This is a genomic window from Curtobacterium sp. PhB136 (assembly GCF_004346855.1).
Taxonomy (GTDB): Bacteria; Actinomycetota; Actinomycetes; order Actinomycetales; family Microbacteriaceae; genus Curtobacterium.
The window spans coordinates 1,063,883-1,086,481 of record NZ_SMGH01000004.1 but is presented as its reverse complement, the minus strand read 5'-3'; the positions used below and the strand labels follow the sequence as shown (position 1 = coordinate 1,086,481).

23 protein-coding genes are annotated in these 22,599 nt (G+C 70.0%); 9 read left to right on the top strand and 14 right to left on the bottom strand.

Going from position 1 to position 22,599, the window contains the following annotated elements:
* Positions 1 to 36: 36 nt before the first annotated feature.
* Genes EDF27_RS05280 through EDF27_RS05270 form a run of 3 tightly spaced genes read right to left on the bottom strand, consistent with a single transcriptional unit; the run spans position 37 to position 3,412 of the window.
* Complete coding sequence (locus EDF27_RS05280; RefSeq protein ID WP_123654778.1) at positions 37 to 990, bottom strand: ABC transporter ATP-binding protein; 954 nt, start codon at positions 988 to 990, stop codon at positions 37 to 39.
* The gene (locus EDF27_RS05275) at positions 983 to 1,969 is read right to left on the bottom strand and encodes a branched-chain amino acid ABC transporter permease (protein ID WP_123654779.1); all 987 of its coding nucleotides are present in this window, start codon (positions 1,967 to 1,969) and stop codon (positions 983 to 985) included. The genes EDF27_RS05280 and EDF27_RS05275 overlap by 8 nt, the downstream gene beginning before the upstream one ends.
* A gap of 9 nt (positions 1,970 to 1,978) precedes the next feature.
* Positions 1,979 to 3,412, bottom strand: coding sequence for a branched-chain amino acid ABC transporter permease (locus EDF27_RS05270; protein WP_243698201.1), 1,434 nt, complete (start codon positions 3,410 to 3,412; stop codon positions 1,979 to 1,981).
* Between the two features lie 275 nt (positions 3,413 to 3,687).
* Between EDF27_RS05270 and guaB the strand changes: the two genes are divergently transcribed.
* The gene (gene guaB, locus EDF27_RS05265) at positions 3,688 to 5,190 is read left to right on the top strand and encodes an IMP dehydrogenase (protein WP_132047611.1); all 1,503 of its coding nucleotides are present in this window, start codon (positions 3,688 to 3,690) and stop codon (positions 5,188 to 5,190) included.
* Positions 5,191 to 5,499: 309 nt separating this feature from the next.
* Positions 5,500 to 6,828 carry an ABC transporter substrate-binding protein gene (locus EDF27_RS05260; protein ID WP_123654781.1) on the top strand — a complete coding sequence of 443 codons (1,329 nt, stop codon included), beginning with the start codon at positions 5,500 to 5,502 and terminating at the stop codon, positions 6,826 to 6,828.
* A gap of 125 nt (positions 6,829 to 6,953) precedes the next feature.
* Here EDF27_RS05260 and rarD read toward each other — a convergent pair whose 3' ends face one another.
* Together rarD and groES are read right to left on the bottom strand one after the other, a co-directional pair.
* Positions 6,954 to 7,895 carry an EamA family transporter RarD gene (gene rarD / locus EDF27_RS05255; RefSeq protein WP_123654782.1) on the bottom strand — a complete coding sequence of 314 codons (942 nt, stop codon included), beginning with the start codon at positions 7,893 to 7,895 and terminating at the stop codon, positions 6,954 to 6,956.
* 74 nt (positions 7,896 to 7,969) lie between these two features.
* Positions 7,970 to 8,266, bottom strand: coding sequence for a co-chaperone GroES (gene groES, locus EDF27_RS05250; protein WP_056121496.1), 297 nt, complete (start codon positions 8,264 to 8,266; stop codon positions 7,970 to 7,972).
* Between the two features lie 147 nt (positions 8,267 to 8,413).
* Here groES and EDF27_RS05245 point away from each other — a divergent pair, with 147 nt between their 5' ends.
* Positions 8,414 to 9,607 (top strand): class I SAM-dependent methyltransferase, encoded by a 1,194-nt coding sequence (locus EDF27_RS05245; protein WP_132047609.1) that lies wholly within the window; start codon positions 8,414 to 8,416, stop codon positions 9,605 to 9,607.
* On the opposite strand, the gene EDF27_RS05240 is transcribed toward EDF27_RS05245, so the two are convergent.
* From EDF27_RS05240 to tsaB, 4 genes are all read right to left on the bottom strand, one after another.
* The gene (locus EDF27_RS05240; RefSeq protein ID WP_132047607.1) at positions 9,600 to 10,235 is read right to left on the bottom strand and encodes a DUF4190 domain-containing protein; all 636 of its coding nucleotides are present in this window, start codon (positions 10,233 to 10,235) and stop codon (positions 9,600 to 9,602) included. The two genes, EDF27_RS05245 and EDF27_RS05240, sit on opposite strands and share 8 nt — an antisense overlap.
* 67 nt (positions 10,236 to 10,302) lie before the next feature.
* On the bottom strand, positions 10,303 to 11,352 hold the full coding sequence (tsaD, locus tag EDF27_RS05235; protein ID WP_132047605.1) for a tRNA (adenosine(37)-N6)-threonylcarbamoyltransferase complex transferase subunit TsaD: 1,050 nt from the start codon (positions 11,350 to 11,352) through the stop codon (positions 10,303 to 10,305).
* A complete protein-coding gene (gene rimI / locus EDF27_RS05230; RefSeq protein ID WP_132047603.1) occupies positions 11,345 to 11,872 on the bottom strand; it encodes a ribosomal protein S18-alanine N-acetyltransferase in 528 nt (175 codons plus the stop codon). The genes tsaD and rimI overlap by 8 nt, the downstream gene beginning before the upstream one ends.
* Entirely contained in the window at positions 11,869 to 12,489 is a 621-nt protein-coding gene (gene tsaB / locus EDF27_RS05225; protein WP_132047601.1) for a tRNA (adenosine(37)-N6)-threonylcarbamoyltransferase complex dimerization subunit type 1 TsaB, read from the bottom strand. Before tsaB ends, rimI begins: the two co-directional genes overlap by 4 nt.
* A gap of 133 nt (positions 12,490 to 12,622) precedes the next feature.
* On the opposite strand from tsaB, the gene EDF27_RS05220 reads away from it, so the two are divergent.
* From EDF27_RS05220 to arr, 3 genes are all read left to right on the top strand, one after another.
* Positions 12,623 to 13,372, top strand: coding sequence for a glycoside hydrolase family 16 protein (locus EDF27_RS05220; protein ID WP_132047599.1), 750 nt, complete (start codon positions 12,623 to 12,625; stop codon positions 13,370 to 13,372).
* 147 nt (positions 13,373 to 13,519) lie between these two features.
* On the top strand, positions 13,520 to 14,269 hold the full coding sequence (locus EDF27_RS05215) for a glycoside hydrolase family 16 protein (RefSeq protein ID WP_243698200.1): 750 nt from the start codon (positions 13,520 to 13,522) through the stop codon (positions 14,267 to 14,269).
* Between the two features lie 4 nt (positions 14,270 to 14,273).
* On the top strand, positions 14,274 to 14,690 hold the full coding sequence (gene arr, locus EDF27_RS05210) for an NAD(+)--rifampin ADP-ribosyltransferase (RefSeq protein ID WP_132047597.1): 417 nt from the start codon (positions 14,274 to 14,276) through the stop codon (positions 14,688 to 14,690).
* A 24-nt stretch (positions 14,691 to 14,714) separates the two neighbouring features.
* Here arr and tsaE read toward each other — a convergent pair whose 3' ends face one another.
* The 5 genes from tsaE to glmS are packed head-to-tail and all read right to left on the bottom strand — an operon-like array spanning position 14,715 to position 19,709.
* Positions 14,715 to 15,176 (bottom strand): tRNA (adenosine(37)-N6)-threonylcarbamoyltransferase complex ATPase subunit type 1 TsaE, encoded by a 462-nt coding sequence (gene tsaE / locus EDF27_RS05205; protein ID WP_132047816.1) that lies wholly within the window; start codon positions 15,174 to 15,176, stop codon positions 14,715 to 14,717.
* Positions 15,177 to 15,214: 38 nt separating this feature from the next.
* The gene (alr, locus tag EDF27_RS05200) at positions 15,215 to 16,378 is read right to left on the bottom strand and encodes an alanine racemase (RefSeq protein ID WP_207909559.1); all 1,164 of its coding nucleotides are present in this window, start codon (positions 16,376 to 16,378) and stop codon (positions 15,215 to 15,217) included.
* On the bottom strand, positions 16,375 to 17,478 hold the full coding sequence (gene alr, locus EDF27_RS05195; protein ID WP_123654791.1) for an alanine racemase: 1,104 nt from the start codon (positions 17,476 to 17,478) through the stop codon (positions 16,375 to 16,377). Before alr (EDF27_RS05195) ends, alr (EDF27_RS05200) begins: the two co-directional genes overlap by 4 nt.
* A complete protein-coding gene (locus tag EDF27_RS05190) occupies positions 17,475 to 17,855 on the bottom strand; it encodes a holo-ACP synthase (protein WP_123700867.1) in 381 nt (126 codons plus the stop codon). The genes alr (EDF27_RS05195) and EDF27_RS05190 overlap by 4 nt, the downstream gene beginning before the upstream one ends.
* Positions 17,856 to 17,861: 6 nt before the next feature.
* Positions 17,862 to 19,709 (bottom strand): glutamine--fructose-6-phosphate transaminase (isomerizing), encoded by a 1,848-nt coding sequence (glmS, locus tag EDF27_RS05185; protein ID WP_132047595.1) that lies wholly within the window; start codon positions 19,707 to 19,709, stop codon positions 17,862 to 17,864.
* 125 nt (positions 19,710 to 19,834) lie between these two features.
* Here glmS and EDF27_RS05180 point away from each other — a divergent pair, with 125 nt between their 5' ends.
* Genes EDF27_RS05180 through coaA form a run of 3 tightly spaced genes read left to right on the top strand, consistent with a single transcriptional unit; the run spans position 19,835 to position 22,516 of the window.
* Positions 19,835 to 21,022, top strand: a complete 1,188-nt coding sequence (locus EDF27_RS05180; RefSeq protein ID WP_132047593.1) for an ATP-binding protein — start codon at positions 19,835 to 19,837, stop codon at positions 21,020 to 21,022.
* Between the two features lie 10 nt (positions 21,023 to 21,032).
* The gene (locus EDF27_RS05175) at positions 21,033 to 21,521 is read left to right on the top strand and encodes a glutathione peroxidase (protein ID WP_123654795.1); all 489 of its coding nucleotides are present in this window, start codon (positions 21,033 to 21,035) and stop codon (positions 21,519 to 21,521) included.
* Positions 21,522 to 21,571: 50 nt separating this feature from the next.
* Positions 21,572 to 22,516, top strand: coding sequence for a type I pantothenate kinase (gene coaA / locus EDF27_RS05170; protein ID WP_123654796.1), 945 nt, complete (start codon positions 21,572 to 21,574; stop codon positions 22,514 to 22,516).
* The last annotated feature ends 83 nt before the right edge of the window (positions 22,517 to 22,599 follow it).

The following is a 22,599-nucleotide window of genomic DNA, read 5'->3' as shown; positions in this document are numbered from 1 at the left end:
AGGCCCTGTTCGGGTCCACGGGGTTCGTCGCGTCGGTCATCGGGTCGCCTTCCCGTCGTCGGCGGCGGTCTCCGCCGTGCCGTCTTCTGCCTGGTCTTCCTCAGCGACCTCTTCCGCGAGTTCCTCGTAGGTCTCCTCGGTGAGGAGCGAGTCGTCACCGAGGTCGGTGTCGTGGTGCGCGCCGAGGTACGCGTCGATGACGGCCTGGTCGTCCATCACGGTGCCCGCCGGCCCCTCGGCGACGACCTTGCCCTCCGCCATCACGACGACCCAGTCCGAGATGTGCCGGACCATGTGCATGTCGTGCTCGACGAACAGCACCGTCATGCCGTCGTCGCGCAGGGACTGGATGTGCCCGAGGAGCGACTGGGTCAGCGCCGGGTTCACGCCGGCCATCGGCTCGTCGAGCATGATCATCGTCGGGTCGGACATCAGCGCCCGCGCCATCTCGAGGAGCTTCCGCTGGCCGCCCGAGAGCGAGCCGGCGTAGTCGTCCTTCTTCTCGAGGAGCTTGAAGCGCTCGAGGAGGTCCTCGGCCTTCGCGGTGATCTCACGCTCACGCTTCGACCACACCGGCTTGATCAGCGCGGCGAAGAAGTTCTCGCCGGGCTGGTCCTTCGCACCGAGCAGCATGTTCTGCATCACGGTGAGCCGGGACAGCGCCTTGGTGAGCTGGAAGGTGCGGACCATGCCGGCGCGCGCCACCTTCGCGGCGCCGGTGTTCCCGAGGGTCTTCCCGTTGAAGACCCAGCGGGCGTCCTTGCCGCTCGAGGGCTTGTCGAAGCCCGTGAGCAGGTTGAAGAACGTGGTCTTGCCGGCGCCGTTCGGGCCGATGAGCGCGGTGATCGAGCCGCGCTGGACCTCGAGGTGGTCCACGTCCACCGCCGTCATGCCGCCGAAGTGACGGGTGATGGCGTCGACCGTGAGGATCGGGTCCGGCTTCGCGGAGCCCGGGGTGTGCGCGACCGTGGTCGTCGATGGTTCAGACACTGAACGTCAGCTCCTTCTTGTTCCCGAGGAGTCCCTGTGGGCGGAAGACGATGAGCAGCATGAGCGCGACGCCGACGAGCACGTAGGAGAACTGCTCCGCCTGCTGCGCGTTCATGATCGAGTTGGGGATGAAGTCGCCCGCGAGCGTGCGGATCGCGAGCCGGAGGACGAAGAACAGCACCGAGCCGAGCACCGGGCCGAACACCGTCGCAGCACCGCCGAGGATGAGCGCCGTCCAGATGAAGAAGGTCATCGAGCGGCCCATCGCGTCCGGTTGCACCGAACTCGGCAGGACGTAGATGATGCCGGCCAGAGCACCGAGAGCACCGCCGAACACGAGCGCCTGCATCTTGTAGGAGTACACGCTCTTGCCGAGGGAACGGACCGCGTCCTCGTCTTCGCGGATGGCCTTCACGACGCGGCCCCACGGGCTCCGCATCAGGAGGAACAGCACGAAGGTGAACAGGGCGACGAGGCCCCAGCCCACGATGCGGATCCACCAGCCGTTGACCCCGTTGTTCGAGTACGTGAACCACAGGATGGTGGTGGTGCCGTCCGGCAGGAAGCTCAGCGCGTTGAACGCGTCGCGGTAGCTCGACCCGGTGATGCCGTTCGATCCACCGGTCGTGGTGGTCAGCAGACTCGACCTGCCGACCATGCGGATGATCTCCGCGCCGGAGATCGTCACGATCGCCAGGTAGTCGCCACGGAGCCGCAGTGTCGGGATGCCGAGGATGATCGCGAACACGATCGCGACGAGCAGGGCGATCAGGACGGCCATCCCGAACGGCAGCCCGTTCGTGATCGAGATCGCGAAGCCGTAGGCGCCGAGCAGCAGGAACGCCGCTTGGCCCATGTTCACCAGACCGGTGAGCCCGAAGTGCACGTTCAGCCCGATCGCGGCGAGCGCGAACGCCGCCGTGGTCGGCGCGAGGGCCTCCTGCGTCAGCGCGCTGAGGAGGTTGACGATGTAGTCCATGGCTGCCCCTTAGCCGATCCGCTCGGCACGGCCGAAGATGCCCTGCGGCCGGAACAGCAGGATGAGGATGAGGATGACGAGTGCGGTGGCGTACTTGAAGTCGCCCGGCAGCACCAGGTTCGTGAGCTCGACGACGACGCCGATGATCATCGAACCGACGAGTGCGCCGTACGCGGTACCGAGACCACCGAGGGTCACGGACGCGAACATGAGCAGGAGCAGCTGCAGACCGGTCTGCCAGTTCACGCCGTTGAGCACGAGGCCGAGCATCACGCCGGAGAGGCCGGCGAGACCCGCGGCGAGCGTCCACACGAACCGGATCACCCGGTCGACGTCGATGCCGGACGCCGACGCGAGCGCCGGGTTGTCCGAGACCGCACGCGTCGCACGGCCGAAACGGGTCTTCGCGAGGAAGAGCCCGGTCGCGATCAACACGACGAGCGCGATGCCCATCGCCACGTAGGACTGCACGGTCAGGGTGACCCCGGCGAACGTGACCGTCGACGGGTTGCTCTGCTGGATGCGGACGGTCGAGGCGCCGAAGAAGTACTGGAACGCGTACTGCGCCGCGATCGACAGCCCGATCGTCACGATCATGAGCTGCGTCAGGCTGATCCGTCGGCGGCGCAGCGGTTTCCAGATGATCATGTCCTGGAAGTAGCCGCTCGCCGCGCAGAGGACGACGACGATCACCCCGGAGAGCCAGATGTTCCAGCCGAGCTGGTTCGCGAACACGTAGGCCAGCAGACCGCCGAGCGTCACCTGCTCACCGTGGGAGAAGCTCGACAGCCCGGTCGTGCCGTAGATCAGCGACAGGCCGATCGAGGCGAGGGCGATGAGCAGTCCGAGCCGGATGCCGGACACGAACTGCTGCCAGGCCCGTGCGGCGGTGACGCTCGTCGTGGCGTCGCTCGTCGTCGCGCCCTGCTGGTCGGACAGCTGGAAGATCTGTCCCGCGTTGGCGTTGAGGTTCGCCTGCACCGTGCGCTTCGCGTCGGCGGCGTTCGTCAGGTACTGCCCCTTCGGGAGGGTGTCCTGGTCCACGGTCACGGTGTACTGACCGGAGGCCGGGACGCTCACCGACCAGCGGCCGGCGTCCGTCGTGGTCGACGTCGCCGTGAAGCCCGACGGGCCCGCGACGTCGACGTCCACACCGGACGCGGGCTTCCGCGCAGAGTCGAGGATCGTGCCCTGGATGCACCCGTTCGTCGGGCTGACGGTGCAGGGCTGGGTGCTGGACGGTGCGGTGCTCGCGCTCGCGCTGGCACTCGCCGTCGCGGTGGTGGTCGCGCCCTGGGCGGGGAGCGTCACCGCCCAGTCGATGAGGAAGGTCGCCAGGAACGCCGCGACGAGCACGACGACGAGCACCAGTCGGCGACGGCCTGGCGCACCGGGGCGGAATCGGCGCAGCAGCGCCGATCCCGCAGGAGTGATGGATCCCACGGAAGAGCCTCTCGTTCGGATGACGAGGAACCTATGGTGATTTTGTGTCACCCGTGTTTCCAAAAGATTCCCTGTGGAATTCGTGGCGCAACTGTGACGATGTGGAGGAACCGTCCGTTGCGGAGCCGACCCCAGCCTCCAGGCCGGTTCCGGAGCCGCTCCCCACCGGGCACCCGCCGGAATGCGCGACCCGCCGCGCGCGTTAGCATGGTCTATCCGGAACCCGACGCTGCGTCCGGTGTCTCACCACTTCACCTCGCCCACGAAGGGGACCCATGGACCAGCCGGATCCGTTCGGATTCATCGGACTCACGTACGACGACGTCATGCTCCTGCCGGGGTACACCGACGTCATCCCGAGCGAGGCGTCGACGACGTCCCGGCTCACCAAGCGGATCTCCGTCAACGTCCCGCTGCTCTCCGCGGCGATGGACACCGTCACCGAAGCCCGCATGGCCATCGCCATGGCGCGCCAGGGCGGCATCGGGATCCTGCACCGCAACATGTCGATCGCCGACCAGGCCGCAGCTGTGGACAAGGTCAAGCGCTCCGAGTCGGGCATGATCACCAACCCGGTGACCACGACCCCGGACGCGACCGTCGCCGAGGTGGACGCGCTCTGCGGACAGTTCCGCGTCTCCGGGCTGCCGGTCGTCGAGGGCGACGGCACGCTCGTCGGCATCATCACCAACCGCGACATGCGGTTCGTGGCGCCGTTCGAGCAGCAGACCACGCTCGTCCGCGACGTCATGACGAAGGCGCCGCTCATCACGGCACCGGTCGGCATCGACCCGGACGACGCCGTCGCGATCTTCGCCGAGCACAAGATCGAGAAGCTGCCGCTCATCGACGAGGCCGGCAAGCTCCGCGGCCTCATCACCGTCAAGGACTTCGACAAGAGCGAGAAGTACCCCGACGCCACCAAGGACGACGCCGGCCGACTCCGTGTCGGTGCCGCGATCGGGTTCTTCGGCGACGCGTGGCAGCGCGCGACCGCCCTGCTCGAAGCCGGTGTGGACGTCCTCGTCGTGGACACCGCCAACGGCCACAGCGCCGGCGTGCTCGACATGGTCCGTCGCCTGAAGGCCGACCCGGCCTTCGCCGGCGTGGACGTCATCGGCGGCCAGGCGGCCACCCGCGAAGGCGCACAGGCGCTCATCGACGCGGGCGTGGACGCGGTCAAGGTCGGCGTCGGCCCCGGGTCGATCTGCACCACCCGCGTCGTCGCCGGCGTCGGTGTGCCGCAGGTCACGGCCGTGTACGAAGCCTCGCTCGCCGCGCGTGAAACCGGCGTGCCGGTCATCGCCGACGGTGGTCTGCAGTACTCGGGCGACATCGCGAAGGCCCTCGTCGCCGGCGCGGACACCGTGATGCTCGGATCGCTCCTCGCGGGCACCGACGAGTCCCCCGGGGACCTGGTCTTCGTCAACGGCAAGCAGTTCAAGGCGTACCGCGGGATGGGCTCCCTCGGTGCACTGCAGACCCGTGGCAAGAAGACCTCGTACTCGAAGGACCGCTACTTCCAGGCGGACGTCCCCTCGGACGACAAGCTCGTCCCCGAGGGCATCGAGGGCCAGGTGCCGTACCGCGGCTCCGTGGCGAACGTCGTGTACCAGCTCGTCGGTGGGCTGCGGCAGTCGATGTTCTACGTCGGCGGCCGGACCATCCCGGAGCTCAAGGCCCGCGGCAAGTTCGTCCGGATCACCCCGGCGGGGCTGAAGGAGTCGCACCCGCACGACGTGCAGATGGTCGTCGAGGCGCCGAACTACAGCCGGTAGCCAGAACTCCTGCTCGAAAGCGACAGTCCCCGGTGGGTAGCCCACCGGGGACTGTCGCTTTGCGGCACCACAACGCCCGCAGCGCAGCCCGCGCGGTGCCCGGGCGCGCGCGGCGCCCGTCCCCGCGGGCCACCCGCGAACCGGAGTACCCGCACAGGTTTCGTCACGGCTCGGTAACGAAACACTTTCCGTACCGCCCCGTCACACGGGCGAAACACCCGGACCCTACTTTTGCTCGCATCCCCACACGGAGGCGTCGCACTCGACCCGATGCGACAACAGCCCCCGTGCCGAGAAAGGGTTCCACGGATGATCAGAACCACCCGCGCCACCACGGCGCTGGCACTGGCGGGAGTCGCGGCGGTGCTGCTCGCGGCGTGCTCGACCTCCGGCAGCGCCGACCCGTCGTCGTCCGCCTCCGCGTCCAAGAAGGACCCGGCGGCCAGCTGCCAGGCCCCGTCGTCGCCCGGCACCGACGCGCTGAAGATCGGCACGATCCTGCCCCTCACGGGCTCGCTCGCCTACCTGAACCCGCCGGCCGAGGCCGGTGTGGGCCTCGCGGTCGACGACATCAACGCGGCCGGCGGTGTGCTCGACAAGGACGTCTCCATCGACCCGCAGACGGACTCCGGCGACAGCACGGACATGACGGTCTCGAGCTCGGCGGCGTCCAAGCTCGTGAACGCGAAGGTCCCGGTCGCGATCGGCGCGGAGTCCTCGTCCGTGACGCTCAACGTCATCGACCAGCTCACCAGCAACTGCATCGTGGAGATCTCCCCCGCGAACACCGCGTCCGACCTCTCGGGCTACTCGTCGTACTACTACCGGACCGCTCCGCCGGACTCGGTGCAGGGTTCGGCGCTCGGCCAGCTCGTCACGGGTGACGGCAACGCCAAGGTCGCGTTCCTCGTCTTCAACGACACGTACGGCACGGGTCTCCGCAACTCCGTCCAGGAGGCCGTCGAGTCCTCCGGTGGCCAGGTCGTCTACGGCGGCAAGGGCAAGGGCCAGGAGTTCCCGCCCGGACAGACCACGTTCTCGTCCGAGGTCACGGCGGCCCTCGCCGCCAAGCCCGACGCGATCGTCGTGCTGGCGTTCGACGAGACGAAGTCGATCATCCCCGAGCTCGTCTCGCAGGGCTGGGACATGTCGAAGGTCTACATGTCGGACGGCAACACCGCCGACTACTCGAAGGACTTCGACAAGGGCACCCTGAACGGTGCGCAGGGCACGATCCCCGGCGCCTCGCCGAAGGACGACCTGAAGCAGCGTCTCGCCGCCTACTACAAGAAGTCGTCGGGCAAGGACCTCGCCGACTACTCGTACGCGGCTGAGTCCTACGACGCCACCACCCTCGCCGCACTCGCTGCGGTGAAGGGCAAGGGCACCGACTCCGGCACGATCCAGGCCAACATGGACAAGGTGTCCGGGGCCGACGGTGGCACCGAGTGCTCGACGTTCAAGGACTGCAAGGCCCTGCTGGACGACGGCAAGGACATCCACTACACGGGCCCGTCGGGCATCGGTCCGTTCGACTCGAACAACGACCCGTCGAGCGCCTACATCGGCATCTACAAGTTCGACGGCGACAACAAGCCGGTGTACCAGAGCGCCATCCAGGGCTCGGTCAAGAAGTAGCACCGCAACGAAAGCGACAGTCCCCGGGAGGGTTCCTCCCGGGGACTGTCGCTTTCCGCGATCGGTCGCGTCCGGCCCGGCAGCTGGTCGCCACCACGGCGGACGGGAGGCTCGGTTCGGCCCCGTCAGGCCGCCACGGCTGGCACCGCGGTGCGGCGGGCGCGGCGCGCAGCCACGAACGAGTCCGTGGACAGGATCAGCAGCGCGATCCACACGATGCCGAACCCGATCCACCGCGAGGTCGACATCGCCTCGTGCTGGATCGTCACCCCCACGATCAGCTGCATCACCGGCGTCAGGTACTGGGTCAGCCCGAGCGTGGACAGCGAGAGGCGCCGCGCCGACGACGCGAAGAGGAGCAGCGGCACCGCCGTCGCCGGGCCCGCGCCGATCATGATGAGCGCGTGCACCCAGCCCTGGTTGCCGAAGGTGATGCCGCCGCCGATGCCGGTCACGCCGAGCACCACGAGCGTGACGACGGCGACGGGGGTCAGCCACATCGTCTCGATCGTCAGCCCGGACAGCGCGTCGACGGTCCCGCCGACGCGCTTCTTCACGAGCCCGTACAGCCCGAACGAGAACGCCAGCGCGAGGGAGATCCACGGCATCTGCCCGTAGCCGACCGCGATGACGACGACCGCGACGATGCTGATGCCGACGGCGGTCCACTGCGCCGGGCGCAGCCGTTCCCGGAGGAGCACGACGCCGAGCGCGATCGTGACGAGCGGGTTGATGAAGTACCCGAGCGCTGCCTCGACGGTGTGGCCCGTCGTCGTCGCGATGACGTACACGGTCCAGTTCACGACGATGAGCACCGCGGCGATCGCCATCACGCCCATCACCCGGCGCTGGGCGATGAGGGAGCGCGTGCGCAGCCACGACCGCGTGACCAGGATGGCGACCAGGCAGAACCCCAGCCCGAAGACGATCCGCCACGCGACGATCTCGAACGCTCCCGCCGGCGCCATCGCGACGAACAGCAGCGGCATCAGCCCCCAGAGCCCGTACGCGACGATCGCCTGCACGACGCCGACCGATGCCTCGCTCCGAACCGCCCGCTCTGTCACGGACCAATGCTACGGAAACGGCGAACGCCCCGGCAGCACGAGGCTGCCGAGGCGTTCGACGGGTGGAGCAGGTGTCAGTGCTCGATGACCGCGAGGACGTCGCGAGCGGAGAGGACCAGCAGGTCCTCGCCCGAGTACTTGACCTCGGTGCCGCCGTACTTCGAGTAGATGACCTTGTCGCCGACGGCGACGTCGAGCGGGACGCGGTTGCCGTTGTCGTCGATGCGACCCGGGCCCACGGCCACGACCTCGCCCTCCTGCGGCTTCTCCTTCGCGGTGTCCGGGATGACGAGACCGGAAGCAGTGGTCTGCTCCGCCTCGACCTGACGGATGACGATGCGATCTTCGAGCGGCTTGATGGTGACGGCCACGGTGACCTCTTCTTTCTCGGTACTGACTCGGTACAGATGAAAACCGGTTGGCACTACGCACACGAGAGTGCCAGGTCCAACTGTAGGGGGCCTCTGGCACTCGGTCAATCCGAGTGCCAGTCCTCCTGGTGATGACAGGATCGTCTCATGGACGCCACCGAACTCGCTCAGCTCCTGACCCCGGACGGGATGGCGCTCCTCGACCGGACGCCGGCGGTCTCCGACGACGGCGAGATCGTCCGCGTCGTCTCCCGCCTCCGGGCCGAGGGACACGATCCCCGACTCGTCGCCGCGGTGCTCACGCAGGCGAAGCTCCGACAGAAGGCCCGCGGCAAGTTCGGCGACTTCGCGAGCCGGATGCTGTTCACCGAGGCGGGGCTCGAGCAGGCGACGCGGCTCTCCGTCGCCGCCCAGCACGCCGGGCGGTTCGCCGCGGCCGGGCTGCACCGGGTGGCCGACCTCGGCTGCGGGATCGGCGGTGACGCACTCGCGATGGCTGCGCTCGACCTCGACGTCACCGCGGTCGACCAGGACGAGGTGACGGCGGCGGTGGCGACGCACAACCTCGCACCGTGGCCGGACGCCCATGTCCTGCTCGGTGACGCGGCGACGTTCGACGTGTCGAGCGTCGACGGGGTCTGGATGGACCCGGCACGACGGACCGCCGGGCACACCAACACCCGTCGGCTCGCCGACCCGGACGACTGGTCGCCCTCGCTCGACACCGTCTTCGCCGCCGCCACCACGACCCCGACCGGCGTGAAGCTCGGACCGGGCATCGACCGCGACCTCATCCCGGACACCGCCGAGGCGCAGTGGACCTCCGTCGACCGGGAGGTCGTGGAGCTCGCACTCTGGTTCGGCCCGCTCGCCCGACCCGGCATCCGGCGCGCCGCGACCGTCATCGGCGCACACGGCATCGCCGAGCTGACCGGGGCGGAGGACGCCGAGGACGTCGAGGTCGGCCCGGTCGGCGAGTACCTCCACGAACCCGACGGCGCGGTCATCCGCGCGCGGCTCATCGGCGACCTGGCCCGGTCGATGGACGGCCGGATGCTCTCCGAGGGGATCGCCTACGTGACGTCGGACAGCCCGGTGACGAACCCGTTCGCGCAGACCTTCCGGGTGCTCGACACGATGCCGCTCGACGTCAAGCAGCTCGCCGCACGACTGGCCGCGGACGGGGTCGGCACCGTCGAGATCAAGAAGCGCGGCGTCGACGTCGACCCGGCGCAGTTCCGGAAGCGTCTGCGACTGCGCGGCGGTTCACGCCGGATGACGCTCGTCCTCACCCGCGTGGCGGGACGGCACACCGCGCTGCTGTGCGAGCGCCTCAGCTGACGAAGGCGCCGGAGTCCGAGCCGTAGTCGGTGCCGTAGTCCGAGTAGCCACCGGAGTGGCCGATCGCGAAGACCACCAGGGCGATCCAGAGGATCCAGATGCCGGTCATCACCCAGCCGGCGATGATGCCGGTCAGCGCGAGTCCGCGGCCCTGCTCGCCGCTCTGCCGGATCTTGCCGAGCGCCACGTGCCCGAGGATCGCGCCGGCGGGGCCGAGCAGGATCGCGATGAAGAAGAACGGGACCGCGCCGAGGCCGAAGACGATCGACAGGATCGCGAGGATGTTCGTCTTCGGGCGCTGCGCGTACGGCTGGTACCCGGTGTTGGCGTAGGCGCTGCCGGGGGCGGCGTACGGGTTCTGCTGCGCGTACGGGTTCTGCTGGGCGTACGGGTTCTGCGGCTGCTGCGCGTACGGGTTCTGCTGCTGGCCGGGCTGCGCATACGGGTTCTGCGGCTGCTGGCCGGGCTGCGCGTACGGGTTCTGCGGCTGCTGACCGTACGGGTCCTGCTGCTGACCGGGCTGCGCGTACGGGTTCTGAGGAGCGCCGTACTGCGGCGGCTGCGGTGCGCTGTACGGGTTCTGCGGCTGCTGCTCGTCCGGCTTCGGCCGCTCGTTCTGATCGGACACGGTGCACCCCTCCCGACGGCCCGTGCGGCCGTCCGTTCGATCCTCCCACACCGGCGGGGACCGGACCTCAGACCTGGACGGTGGTGACGGGGAGCGTCGAGTCCGCGGCGATCCCGAGGTCGCTCGGCGCGTGCCCCTCGGCGACGAGCCGGGCACCGACCGCCGCGATCATCGCGCCGTTGTCGGTGCAGAGGTCGAGCGGGGGGATCCGCAGCGCGACCCCCGCCTCCGCGCAGCGCGCCTCGGCGACCGCACGGAGCCGGGCGTTCGCGACGACGCCGCCGCCGAGCAGCAGCCGGGGCACCCCGGTGTCCCGGCAGGCGTTCAGCGCCTTGGTCACGAGGACGTCGACCACGGCTTCCCGGAACGACGCTGCGACGTCCGCCACGGGGACCTCACGCCCCTCGTCGCGGCAGCGCTCGACCCACCGGGCAACGGCGGTCTTCAGCCCGGAGAACGAGAAGTCGTAGCGGTGCGCGGCCATGTCCTTCGGCAGGGTGAGCCCGCGCGGGAACCGGATCGCCTTCGGGTCCCCGTCGGCCGCGGCGCGGTCGATCTGCGGCCCGCCCGGGTACGGCAGCCCGAGGAGCCGTGCGACCTTGTCGAACGCTTCGCCCGCGGCGTCGTCGATGGTCTCGCCGAGGAGTTCCACGTCGTCGACGAGGTCCCGCACGAGGAGCAGCGACGTGTGCCCGCCGGACACCAGGAGCGCCACGGTCGGCAGCTCGAGCGCGCTGCCGTCGGCGCGGAGGACGTCCGCCCCGACGTGTCCGACGAGGTGGTTCACCCCGTACAGCGGCTTGCCGGTGGCCACGGCGAGCGCCTTCGCCGCCCCGACACCGACCATCAGGGCACCGGCGAGCCCGGGGCCGGCGGTGACGGCGACCGCGTCGAGCTCGTCGAGGGTCACGCCGGCGCGCTGCAGCGCCTCGGACAGGGTCGGGGTCATCGCCTCCAGGTGCGCGCGTGCGGCGACCTCGGGCACGACGCCGCCGTAGCGCGCGTGCTCTTCCATGCTCGACGCGATGACGTTCGCCAGGAGGGTGCTCCCCCGGACGATGCCGACGCCGGTCTCGTCGCACGAGGTCTCGATGCCGAGCACCAGTGGTTCACGCATCGAGTGCCTCCTGTCCGACGGGGCCGGGCGCCGGCGTCTGCGCGGGTGCGAGCGCGGCCCGCATCACCCACGCGTCGACGCCGTCCGGCTGGTAGTAGCGCGGCCGGGTGGCGATGTGCTCGAACCCGAACGCGGTGTACATCACCTGGGCGACCGGGTTGTCGGCGCGGACCTCGAGGAAGACCTCTTCCACGCCACGGCGACGGGCTTCGTCGAGGAGCTCGGTGAACAGCACCCGGCCGATGCCCTCCCCGCGGTGCTCCGCCGACACCGCGATCGTCTGGACGTCGGCGACCGGGTTGCCCGCGAGCGAGGACAAGCCCGCGTACCCGACGATCGTCGGCGCACCGTCGTCGGTGGTCTCGACGACGACGTAGTACCCGTGGGGCGAGTACAGCTCGCCGGACATCTGCGATGCCGACCAGGCGTCGGTGGGGAACGAGGCGTGCTCCAGCCACATCACGTCGTCGAGGTCCTGCGGATGGGCGCGCCGCAGGCGCAGCCCGGCGGGCAGGGTCACCGGCCCACCCGCTTGGGTGCGCCGGGCATCGTGACGTCGGGATCGCGGAGGTAGAGGGGGGCGTCCTCGGCGAAGGAACCGCCGGACGCGAGCCGGTCCGCGGCGAGCACCCCGAGCCTCCCGGCGGGGATGGTGGTCGCGGTGACCCGCGGGAGCTGCCTGGAGGCTCCCAGCACGTCGTCGAGGTCCGCCGGCCTGGCCAGGCCAGGGCCAGCAGTGCGCGTGCCGGTCTGGTCGTGGACGCTCCAGTAGACCTCGCGCCGTCGGGCGTCCGTCAGGACGACGACGGGGCCGTCGGCTTCCGACGTCGCCTCGGCTGCGACCGCGTCGTGGCTGACCAGCGGCAGGAACGGGACGTCGCGTGCCACGGCGAAGGTGCGTGCGGCCGCGATGCCGACGCGGAGGCCGGTGAACGGGCCGGGGCCCATGCCCGCGACGACGCCGGTGACGTCCGCGGCGGTGATGCCGGCGTCGTCGAGCACACCCTGCAGGAACGGACCGATCACCTCGGCATGGCGGCGGGAGTCCTCGGTGGACCGTTCCGCGAGGACCGTCCGGGTCTCGGGGTCGACGACGGCGACGGAGGTCCCGGCGGAGGTGTCGATCGCGAGCAGCACCCGTCCATCGTAGGCGGACAGAACCGGTGGTTCGCCCTCCCTCTGGGGGCAGGACGGCGCTGTCGGGCCGGTCGCCGCGACCGACAGTTCCGGGTACGAGCCCGCCGGGAGGGCTCGATCCCAGGGAGAGCTCATGCACAAGCGCTTCACCACGGCCGCCGTCGCCGCCGTGATCCTCACCGCCGCACTGGTCGCTGCACCGCTCGGAGGCGGAGGCACCGCCGAGGCTGCCGTGCCGGTGGGCAACATCGGGAAGTTCAAGCAGACCTTCCGCGAGGACTTCAAGACCGCTGCTCCCGCGAAGGGCAAGTTCGCGAAGACCTACGCGAAGTCGTGGCAGCCGTACCCGGACGGGATGTCCGGCATGTACTACTCGGGTTCACAGATCAGCGCGCACGACGGCTCGATGGACGTCGTCCTGGACGGCAAGCACGGCGCTGCCGGGACCTTCGGGACGCCGACCGGCGCCTGGGGGCACGTCGGCGGGAAGTTCTCCATCCGCGCTCGGGCGCTCGGCGGCAAGGCCAACGGTGCGGCGTTCATGCTCTGGCCGACGTCGAACGTGTGGTCCGACGGGGAGATCGACTTCCCGGAGAGCAACTTCGAGGCGACGCCGATGGTCCACCACCACTCGATGGTGAAGGGCAAGGAGGTCAACGCGATCAGCACCTCGACGGGCGTCAAGTGGAAGGACTGGCACGTCTACTCGGTCGAGTGGATCCCCGGGAAGTCCGTCACCTACTTCGTCGACAACCGGGTGATCAGCAAGGTCACGAAGGACGTCCCGAAGTCCGCGCACCGGTACATGTTCCAGGTCGGGAACTGGGGCGCTGCCGGACACCTGTACATCGACTGGGTCACGACCTACGACTACAAGCCCTGACCGGGTGTCCCCTACTCGGGGGACTTTTCGGCTGTCCAATCCTTGTGATACGTCATCGAATCTGCTTAGAGTGCTCGCCGTGCCGAGATCCGGCTGTGCGGCACTCGTGGGGACGGGCGCTGCGCTCACGTCAGGGAAATGACATCCATGCAGACACGTACCAAGCGAGCGGCACTCACTGCGGCACTGCTCGGCGCCACACTCGTCGCCGTCCCGTTCGGAGGGGCATCGGCCGCATCCGCAGCGACGACCTCCGTCACCGGAGCCCAGTTCGAACAGACCTACGGCGAGGACTTCGCCACCGATGCGGCGGCCGGCGGACAGTTCGCGCGGCAGTACGCGAACTCCTGGCAGCCGTACCCGGACGGGACCGGCGGGATGTGGTACTCCGGCTCGCAGATCAGCGCGCACGACGGGTACATGGACGTCGCGCTCGACGGGCGGCACGGCGCAGCCGGGACCTTCGGCACCCCGTCCGGTGCCTGGAGCCACCAGGGCGGCAAGTTCACCGTCCGGGCGATGGCGACCGGCGGTGACCGGAACGGCGCGGCGTTCATCCTCTACCCGACGTCGAACCGCTGGGCCGACGGGGAGATCGACTTCCCGGAGAGCAACTTCGAAGCGACGCCGATGGCGTACCAGCACCTGATGACCCCTGGGCTCGAGGGCCTCTCGCACAGCGCCAGCACCGGCGTCTCGTGGCGGGACTGGCACACCTACTCGGTCGAGTGGATCCCGGGGCAGTCCGTGACGTACCTCGTCGACGACCGGGTGGTCCAGCGGATCACCTCGGACGTCCCGACCACGCCGCACCGCTACATGTTCCAGGTCGGCAACTGGGGCGCCTCCGGGCACCTCTACATCAACTGGGTCAGCATGGCCGAGTACGTGGGCTGACCCGATGGCCGAGGGGCAGACGCTGGACGACGGGCCGTTCTTCCACGGGACGAAGGCCGACCTCCGGGTGGGTGACCTGCTCACCGCGGGGTTCCGGTCGAACTACCGTCCGGAGATCGTGATGAACCACGTCTACTTCACGGCCGTCGGTGCCGGTGCCGGGCTCGCAGCGGAACTCGCTGCGGGTCCCGGCGAGCCGCGCGTGTACATCGTCGAGCCGACGGGTGCGTTCGAGGACGACCCGAACGTGACCGACCGGAAGTTCCCGGGCAACCCGACGCGGTCCTACCGCAGCACGTCGCCCATCCGGGTGGTCGGCGAGGTGACGGACTGGACCCGGCTCACGCCCGAGGCGCTGCAGACCTGGCGGGACCGGCTCGCGGTACTCCGGACCGAGGAACGCGGCGCCATCATCAACTGACGCCGCACCACCTGACGGTCGGCGTCAGAGCGTGACGCCGGCCCAGCGCGGACCGGTCGCGGTGACGACCACGCGGCGGGGTTCGTCGGGGACGTCGTCCGGGTCGAGGTCGTCCGGCGCGGCATCGGTCGCGTCGGCTCCGGTCGCACGGACGATCTCGACGTCGAGCACGGTGTCGGTGATGCCCTCGACGAAGCCCCGCCCCCACTCGACGACGACGATCGAGGCGTCCCAGTCGAGGTCGAGGTCGTCGAGCTCCACCGGGTCGGACAGCCGGTACGCGTCCACGTGCACGAGGTCCGGGCCGGACGTCGTGGGGTGGGTCCGCGCGAGCACGAACGTCGGGCTCGAGACCTGACCGCGGGCGCCGAGCGCCGCCCCGAGACCCCGTGTCAGCGTGGTCTTGCCGGCACCGAGCGGCCCGGTCAGGACGACCAGGTCGCCGGCGCGGAGGACCGCGGCGAGCCGGGCACCGAGCGCACCCATCTCCTCGGTGCTCGCGACCGTGGTGTCCAGGAGGACGGTCACGGGTTCTCGCCCCGGAGGTACTCGCCCACCCGGCCCTCGACGGAGTGCCCCGCGTAGACGCGCGGCACGCGGGAACCGATCCGGCAGACGATCTCCTCGCCGATGGTGCCGAGCGCCTCGCCCCACTCCAGGACGGTCATCTCGTCGCGCTCCCCCGTGCCGAACAGCACCACGGTGTCACCGACCTGGACGTCGTCGTCGCCGACGTCCACCAGGAACTGGTCCATCGCGACCCGTCCGGCGATCGGGTACCGCTTGCCGCCGATCGTCACCTCGAGCCGGCCCTGCGCGGACCGCGGGACCCCGTCCGCGTAGCCGAGCGGGACGAGCGCCAGCGTGGTCTCGCGGTCGGTGCGGTACGTGTAGTCGTACGACACCCCGGTGTCGACGGGGACCCGCTTGGTCTTCGCGACCGACGCCGTCAGGGTCATCACGGGCTCGAGGCCGAGGTCCGCCGCGGAGACGCCGTCCGCGCCGGGGATGCCGAACAGGTTCGCCCCCATCCGGACCATGTCCTTCCGGAACTCCTTGCGCTCGAGGCCGGCGAGCGACGCGGCGACGTGCTCGAACGGCAGGTCGAGGCCGAGGTCCTCCGCCCGCTCGATCGCGTCCTCGAACAGCGACACGGCGGCGCGGTCGTCGTCGTCCGAGGACTCCGCCAGGTGCGTGTACGCGGCGACGACCTCGATGCGTCCGGCACGCTCGGCGTCCCGGGCCGTCTCGACCAGGGCGGGCCAGTCGTCGACGGCGGAACCGTCGCGGTGGAGGCCGGTGTCGACGCCGAGGTGCACCCGCGCCGGGCGCTGGTCCACCGCGTCGACCACGCGCTGCAGCTCGGCGACGTTCGAGACGCCGAGGTCCACCGCGGAGTCGATCGCGTCACGGAAGTCGAGGGCCGGGTCGTGCTGCCACGTGAAGAGGTGGACGTCCTCGCCGACGCCGATCGACCGCAGCCGGAGCGCGGCCGGGACGGTGAGGACGCCGATCCATCGGATGCCGGCATCGACGGCCGCGAGGGCGATGGGCTCGAGACCGTGCCCGTACGCGTCGGCCTTCATGATGGCCATCACCTCGACCGGGTCCATCCACCCGCGGACCCGCTCGAGGTTCGCGCGGTACGCGTCGAGGTCGATCTCGGCCTGGCGCAGGGGCGCGCTCACGTCGTCCTCCGTTCGATGCTCCGGCCGAGCCGGGCCACCACCTCGTAGTTGATCGTGTCGACGGCGGCCGCCCAGTCCTCGACGGCGGGGTCGCCGTTCGCCGGGTCGCCCCAGAGGACGACCTCGTCGCCGGCGGCCACCTCGGCGTCACCGATGTCGATGTGCATGGCGTTCATCGCCACCCGGCCGACGACCGGGAAGCGTCGGTCGCCGATGCGGACCGAGACGTGGTTGCCGAACGCACGGTCGAAGCCGTCCGCGTACCCGAGTCCGATCACCGCGAGCCGGGTGTCCGACTCCGCGCGCCACGTGTAGCCGTAGCTGACGCCGTCCCCAGCGGGCACGACGACCGTGCGGAGGACCGCCGCCGTCACGCGCATAGCCGGGCGGAGCCCCAGCTCGGCGGACGTCCGGTCCGCGAACGGGCTCAGCCCGTACAGCGCGATCCCGATGCGGGCCAGGTCACGGCGGGTCTCCGGGACCGCGATGCTCGCGGCGCTGGCGGCCAGGTGCACCACGTCCGGCACGATCCCCCGCGACGACAGGCCGTCGAGCGCCCGCTGCAGTGCGGCGTCCTGGTCGAGGTCGTCGGTGCGTGAGGCGTTCGACAGGTGCGACATCAGTCCCTCGACGCGGGTCCGGGCACCGCCGCGGGCGAGCGACGCCGCACGGTCGAAGAGCTCCGACCACTCGGACTCCACCGCGCCGTTCCGGCTGAGGCCCGTGTCCACGCAGATGTGCACGGCGCGGACCTCGGCGTCGGCGGCGCTGGAGAGCTGCTCGACGCTGGAGACGGCCGGGGTGATCCCGAACTGGGCGGCGCGACGGAAGTCCTCGTCCGGGGCGTGCAGCCACGCGAGGATGCGGACCCCCTCGTCGATGCCGGCCTGCCGGAGCGCGATGCCCTCGTCGATGTCCGCGACGCCGAGCCACTCCGCACCGGCGTCCACGAACGCCTGCGCGGCCGCAGCCGCGCCGTGGCCGTACGCGTTCGCCTTGACGACGGCGATGACGCCGGACGGGGCCACCTGTTCGGCGACCGTCGCGTAGTTGGCGATCAGGGCCTCCCGGTCGACCGTGATCCCGGTGAACGCACTCAAGCCGTGTCCTCTGTCCCCTCGATGACCACGAAGGCCGTGGCGATCCCCCCATCATGGGAGAGCGACAGGTGCACCGCCGTGACGCCACGCGCGTCGGCCACCCGCCGGGCACCCTCGTGGAGCGTCAGCGACGGGTTCCGCTGGTCGTCCGAGACCACCTCGAGCTCCTGCCAACTGAGCCCAGCACTCGACCCGAACGCCTTGATCAGCGCTTCCTTCGCGGCGAACCGCGCCGCGAGGGACGCGATCGGCCGGGGCTCGCCGTCACGGACGAGCTCCGACGTCGTGAACAGGCGCGTCCGCATCGCGGGCGTCCGTGTCAGGACCCGCTCGAACCGCTCCAGGTCGACCACGTCGACCCCGATGCCGATGATCACGCGCGACTACTCGACGGTGACCGACTTCGCGAGGTTGCGCGGCTGGTCGACGTCGAGGCCCTTCGCGGCCGCGAGCTCCATGCCGAACATGTGCAGCGGGGCCACGGCGAGCAGCGGCTCGAAGAGCGGCGTCGCGAGCGGGATCCGGAGGACCTCGTCGGCGAAGGGCAGCACCGCGGCGTCGCCCTCTTCGGCGATGGCGATCACCCGGGCGCCGCGAGCGCGGATCTCCTGGATGTTCGACACCACCTTCGGGTGCAGCGAACGGGCGTCACGCGGCGACGGCACGATGACGAAGACGATCTGCCCCGGCTCGATGAGCGCGATCGGACCGTGCTTCAGCTCACCGGCGGCGAAGCCCTCGGCGTGGATGTACGCGAGCTCCTTGAGCTTCAGCGCGCCCTCGAGTGCGATCGGGTACCCGACGTGGCGGCCGAGGAACAGCACGCTGCGGGTGTCCGCCATCCACTTCGCGAGCTCGGCGACACCGGAGGCGTCCTCGATGGTCTGCTGCAGCTTCGCCGGCAGCGCTTCGAGCTCGGCGACCTGCACGGCGATCTGCTCCGCCGTCAGGGTGCCGCGGATCGTGGCGAGGTGCAGCCCGAGCAGGTACAGCGCGACACCCTGCGCGAGGAACGCCTTCGTCGACGCGACGGCGACCTCCGGCCCGGCGTGCGTGTAGATCACGGCGTCGGACTCGCGCGGGATCGTGGCGCCCTGGGTGTTGCAGATCGAGAGGACCTGCGCGCCCTGCTCCCGCGCGTACTTCACGGCCATCAGCGTGTCCATGGTCTCGCCGGACTGGCTGATCGACACGACGAGGGTGTTCTCGTCGAGCACCGGGTCGCGGTAGCGGAACTCGTGGGCCAGCTCCACCTCCACCGGGACGCGTGCCCACTGCTCGATGGCGTACTTGCCGAGGATGCCGGCGTACGCCGCGGTGCCACAGGCGATGACGATGACGCGGTCGACCTGCTGCAGGCGCTCCGCGATCGGGTCGAGGTCGTGCAGGGTGACCGCGCCGTCGTGCACGCGGCCGAGGATCGTCTTCGCGACGGCCTCGGGCTCCTCGCTGATCTCCTTCGCCATGAAGGAGGACCAGCCGCCCTTGTCCGCGGCGGACGCGTCCCAGTTCACCTCGAACTCGTTCGCCTCGGCGGGGGTCCCGTCGAAGTGGATGACGTCGACGCCGTCCGGGCGGATCGTGACGATCTCGTCCTGACCGATCGACAGGGCACGCTGCGTGTACGCGACGAACGCGGCGACGTCCGAGCCCATGAAGTTCTCGCCGTCGCCGAGCCCCACCACGAGGGGCGAGTTGCGACGGGCGCCGACGACGACACCCGGCTGGTCGGCGTGCACGACGAGGAGCGTGAAGGCGCCCTCGAGCCGCTGCACGGTCTGCTGCATGGCGCTCGTCAGGTCGCCGGTGGCACGGAAGGCGCGGGCGACGAGGTGCGCCGCGACCTCGGAGTCGGTCTCGCTGAGGAACTCGACGCCCTCGGCGACGAGTTCGGCACGCAGCTCGGAGAAGTTCTCGATGATGCCGTTGTGGATGAGCGCCAGCTTGCCGCCGTCGGCGAGGTGCGGGTGCGCGTTCTCGTCCGTCGGGCCGCCGTGGGTCGCCCAGCGGGTGTGCCCGATGCCGGTCCCACCGTCGGCGATGGGGTGCGATTCGAGCTCGTCCACGAGGGCCTGGAGCTTGCCGGCCTTCTTGGCCGAGGTCAGGTCACCGGACGGGTCGATGACCGCGATGCCGGCCGAGTCGTACCCGCGGTACTCGAGCCGACGGAGACCACCGAGGAGCACGTCCGTGCTGCTGTTGCTGCCGACGTAGCCGACGATTCCACACATGGTCCCGATCCTACGATGCGGCAGGGACTGCTCCCTGCGAGGAGACCTGATCGATACTGATCTGGCGGTCTGCCGCTTTCTGGCAGAGTCTCATCGAAACGACAGACAGCACTAGAATCTGTCAGATGCACGCCGAACTGAACCCCTATGCGCCTGGCGCCGGTCTGCGCCCACCGGAGCTCGTCGGGCGTCAGGCCGAAGTGGACGCGTTCGACCTCCTCGTGGCCAGGTCTCGACGGGGGCAGACCTCCCGGAGCCTCGTGCTGCACGGACTGCGCGGCGTTGGGAAGACGGTGCTGCTGAACCAGTTCCGAGCACAAGCCGACAGCGCTGGATGGCTCGTCGTCGACGTCGAGGGGCAGACCTCGGACTCCGGGCAGCAGAACACACGCCGACGTCTCGCGCGGGAGATCGCGCTCGCCGCCCGCCGCCTCCACCGCGGGCGGACTGTCACCTCCGCAGTGCGGAATGCGCTCGCGACCGTGAAGGCGTTCAGCGTCCAGTTCGGTGGACTCGGGTTCTCGATCGACATCGATGCTTCTGTCGGACGGGCCGACACCGGAGTGATCGAGATCGACCTCGAGGAACTCGTCGAGGACCTCGCCCCGGCGCTCCGCGAGCAGCAACGTGTCCTGGCCCTGTTCATCGACGAGCTGCAGGACCTGGAACCTGCACTCCTTGCAGCACTGATCTCCGTGCAGCATCGCGCCGGACAGCGAGACTGGCCCTTCGTCGTCGTCGGCGCAGGGCTGCCGAGCGTGCCGGGGACCCTGACGGCCGCCAAGTCGTACGCGGAGCGGCTCTTCGACTACCGAGAGATCAGATCGCTGCCGTCCGGCGCCGCGGCCGATGCTCTCGTCCTGCCAGCGCGACGCTCCGGTGTGTCCTTCGATGCGCCCGCCCTCGACATCCTCGTGGACGCAGCCGGCGGCTATCCGTACTTCCTGCAGACGTACGGGTCCGCCGCCTGGGACCTGGCCGCCGACAAGCGGATCACCGAAGCTGACGCGATCGGGGCAATCGACCGGGGCAATGCCGAGCTCGACAGCGGATTCTTCCCCGGCAGATGGGCCAGCGCCACTCCCTCAGAGCGGCAGTACCTCGTCGCCATGGCCGAGGACGCCACTGGGGAATCGTCGACCGGTGAAGTCGCATCTCGGCTCGGCGTGCCCGCCAAGGCAACGAGCCAAGCGCGTCACGCACTCATCGGGAAGGGCATCGTGTTCTCACCGCAGCGCGGCCGCATCGCCTTCACAGTGCCGAACATGTGCGAGTTCGTCCGCCGTCAGGCCGATCTCGACCTCGACGACTAGCGTCCGGGCCATGGGACGTTTCGACGAGATCGACATCACGACGCTGCACGGTGAGCACACCACGTTCGGCGCGTACGCGGACAAGGCGGTGCTCGTGGTGAACGTGGCATCGCGCTGCGGGCTCGCACCGCAGTACGAGCAGCTCGAGGAGCTGCAGAAGACCTACGGACCGCGCGGCTTCACGGTCCTCGGGTTCCCGAGCAACCAGTTCCTGCAGGAGCTCGGTTCGTCGGAGGCCATCGACGAGTACTGCTCCACCACGTGGGGTGTGACGTTCCCGATGTCCGAGAAGGTGAAGGTGAACGGCGGTGGTGCGCACCCGCTCTACAAGGAGCTGAAGCAGACCCCGGACGCGACCGGCAAGGCCGGCCGGGTGATCTGGAACTTCGAGAAGTTCCTCGTCGCACCGGACGGCACCGTGTCCCGCTTCCGTCCGACGACGAAACCCGACGCACCCGAGGTGATCGCGGCCATCGAGGCGGCCCTGCCGACGACGTGACCGGCGCGCGCGACGCACCACGGGCCTCCCGTCTGGTTACGCTCGATCCCATGCCGATCCCGGAGACCGCCGTCGCGCACCCCACCCCCTTCGTGGAGATCCCGCGCGCGGAGTGGTCGCAGCTCGCCCCCAAGGAGCACCTCTCCCTGACCGAGACGGAGATCGTCCAGCTCCGCGGGCTCGGCGACCGCCTCGACATGCAGGAGGTGCAGGAGGTCTACCTCCCGCTCTCGCGACTCCTGACGCTGTACGCGGCGGGGGCGAAGCACCTGCACGCGGAGACGAGCCGGTTCCTCGGCGACCGAGCCGGACGCACCCCGTTCGTCATCGGCGTCGCGGGCTCCGTCGCCGTCGGCAAGTCCACCGTCGCCCGCCTGCTCCGCGAACTCACGAAGCGCTGGCCGGACACCCCGCGTGTGGAACTCGTCACCACCGACGGCTTCCTGTACCCGAACGCCGAGCTCGAGCGCCGCGGGATCATGGACCGCAAGGGCTTCCCCGAGTCGTACGACCGCCGGTCCCTGCTGCGCTTCGTCAGCCAGGTGAAGAGCGGCGCGACCGAGGTGCGTGCGCCGTTCTACTCGCACCTGGTCTACGACATCGTGCCGGACGCCGAGATCGTCGTGCGCCAGCCCGACATCCTCATCGTCGAGGGCCTCAACGTGCTCGCGCCGCCGATGCACGGACGCCTGGCACTGTCCGACCTGTTCGACTTCACGATCTACGTCGACGCGAAGACCCGGGACATCGAGTCCTGGTACGTCGACCGCTTCCTGGCCCTGCAGGAAGAGGCGTTCTCCAGCCCCGACTCGTTCTTCCACCGGTTCGCGTCGCTCTCGCGTGAGGACGCCGTGGCGACCGCGACGCAGGTCTGGCGCGCGATCAACGAGCCGAACCTCGTCGAGAACGTGCTGCCGACCCGTTCCCGGGCGACCCTCGTGCTGAAGAAGGCCGCCGACCACAAGGTGTCGTCGGTCCTGCTCCGCAAGATCTAGCGCGCGCGGCGGACGCGCGGCGCTGCGCCCGCCGTCGCCCGTGGCCGCTGACCGGCGCCCGTGGCCGCGGTGCGGACCGGCGG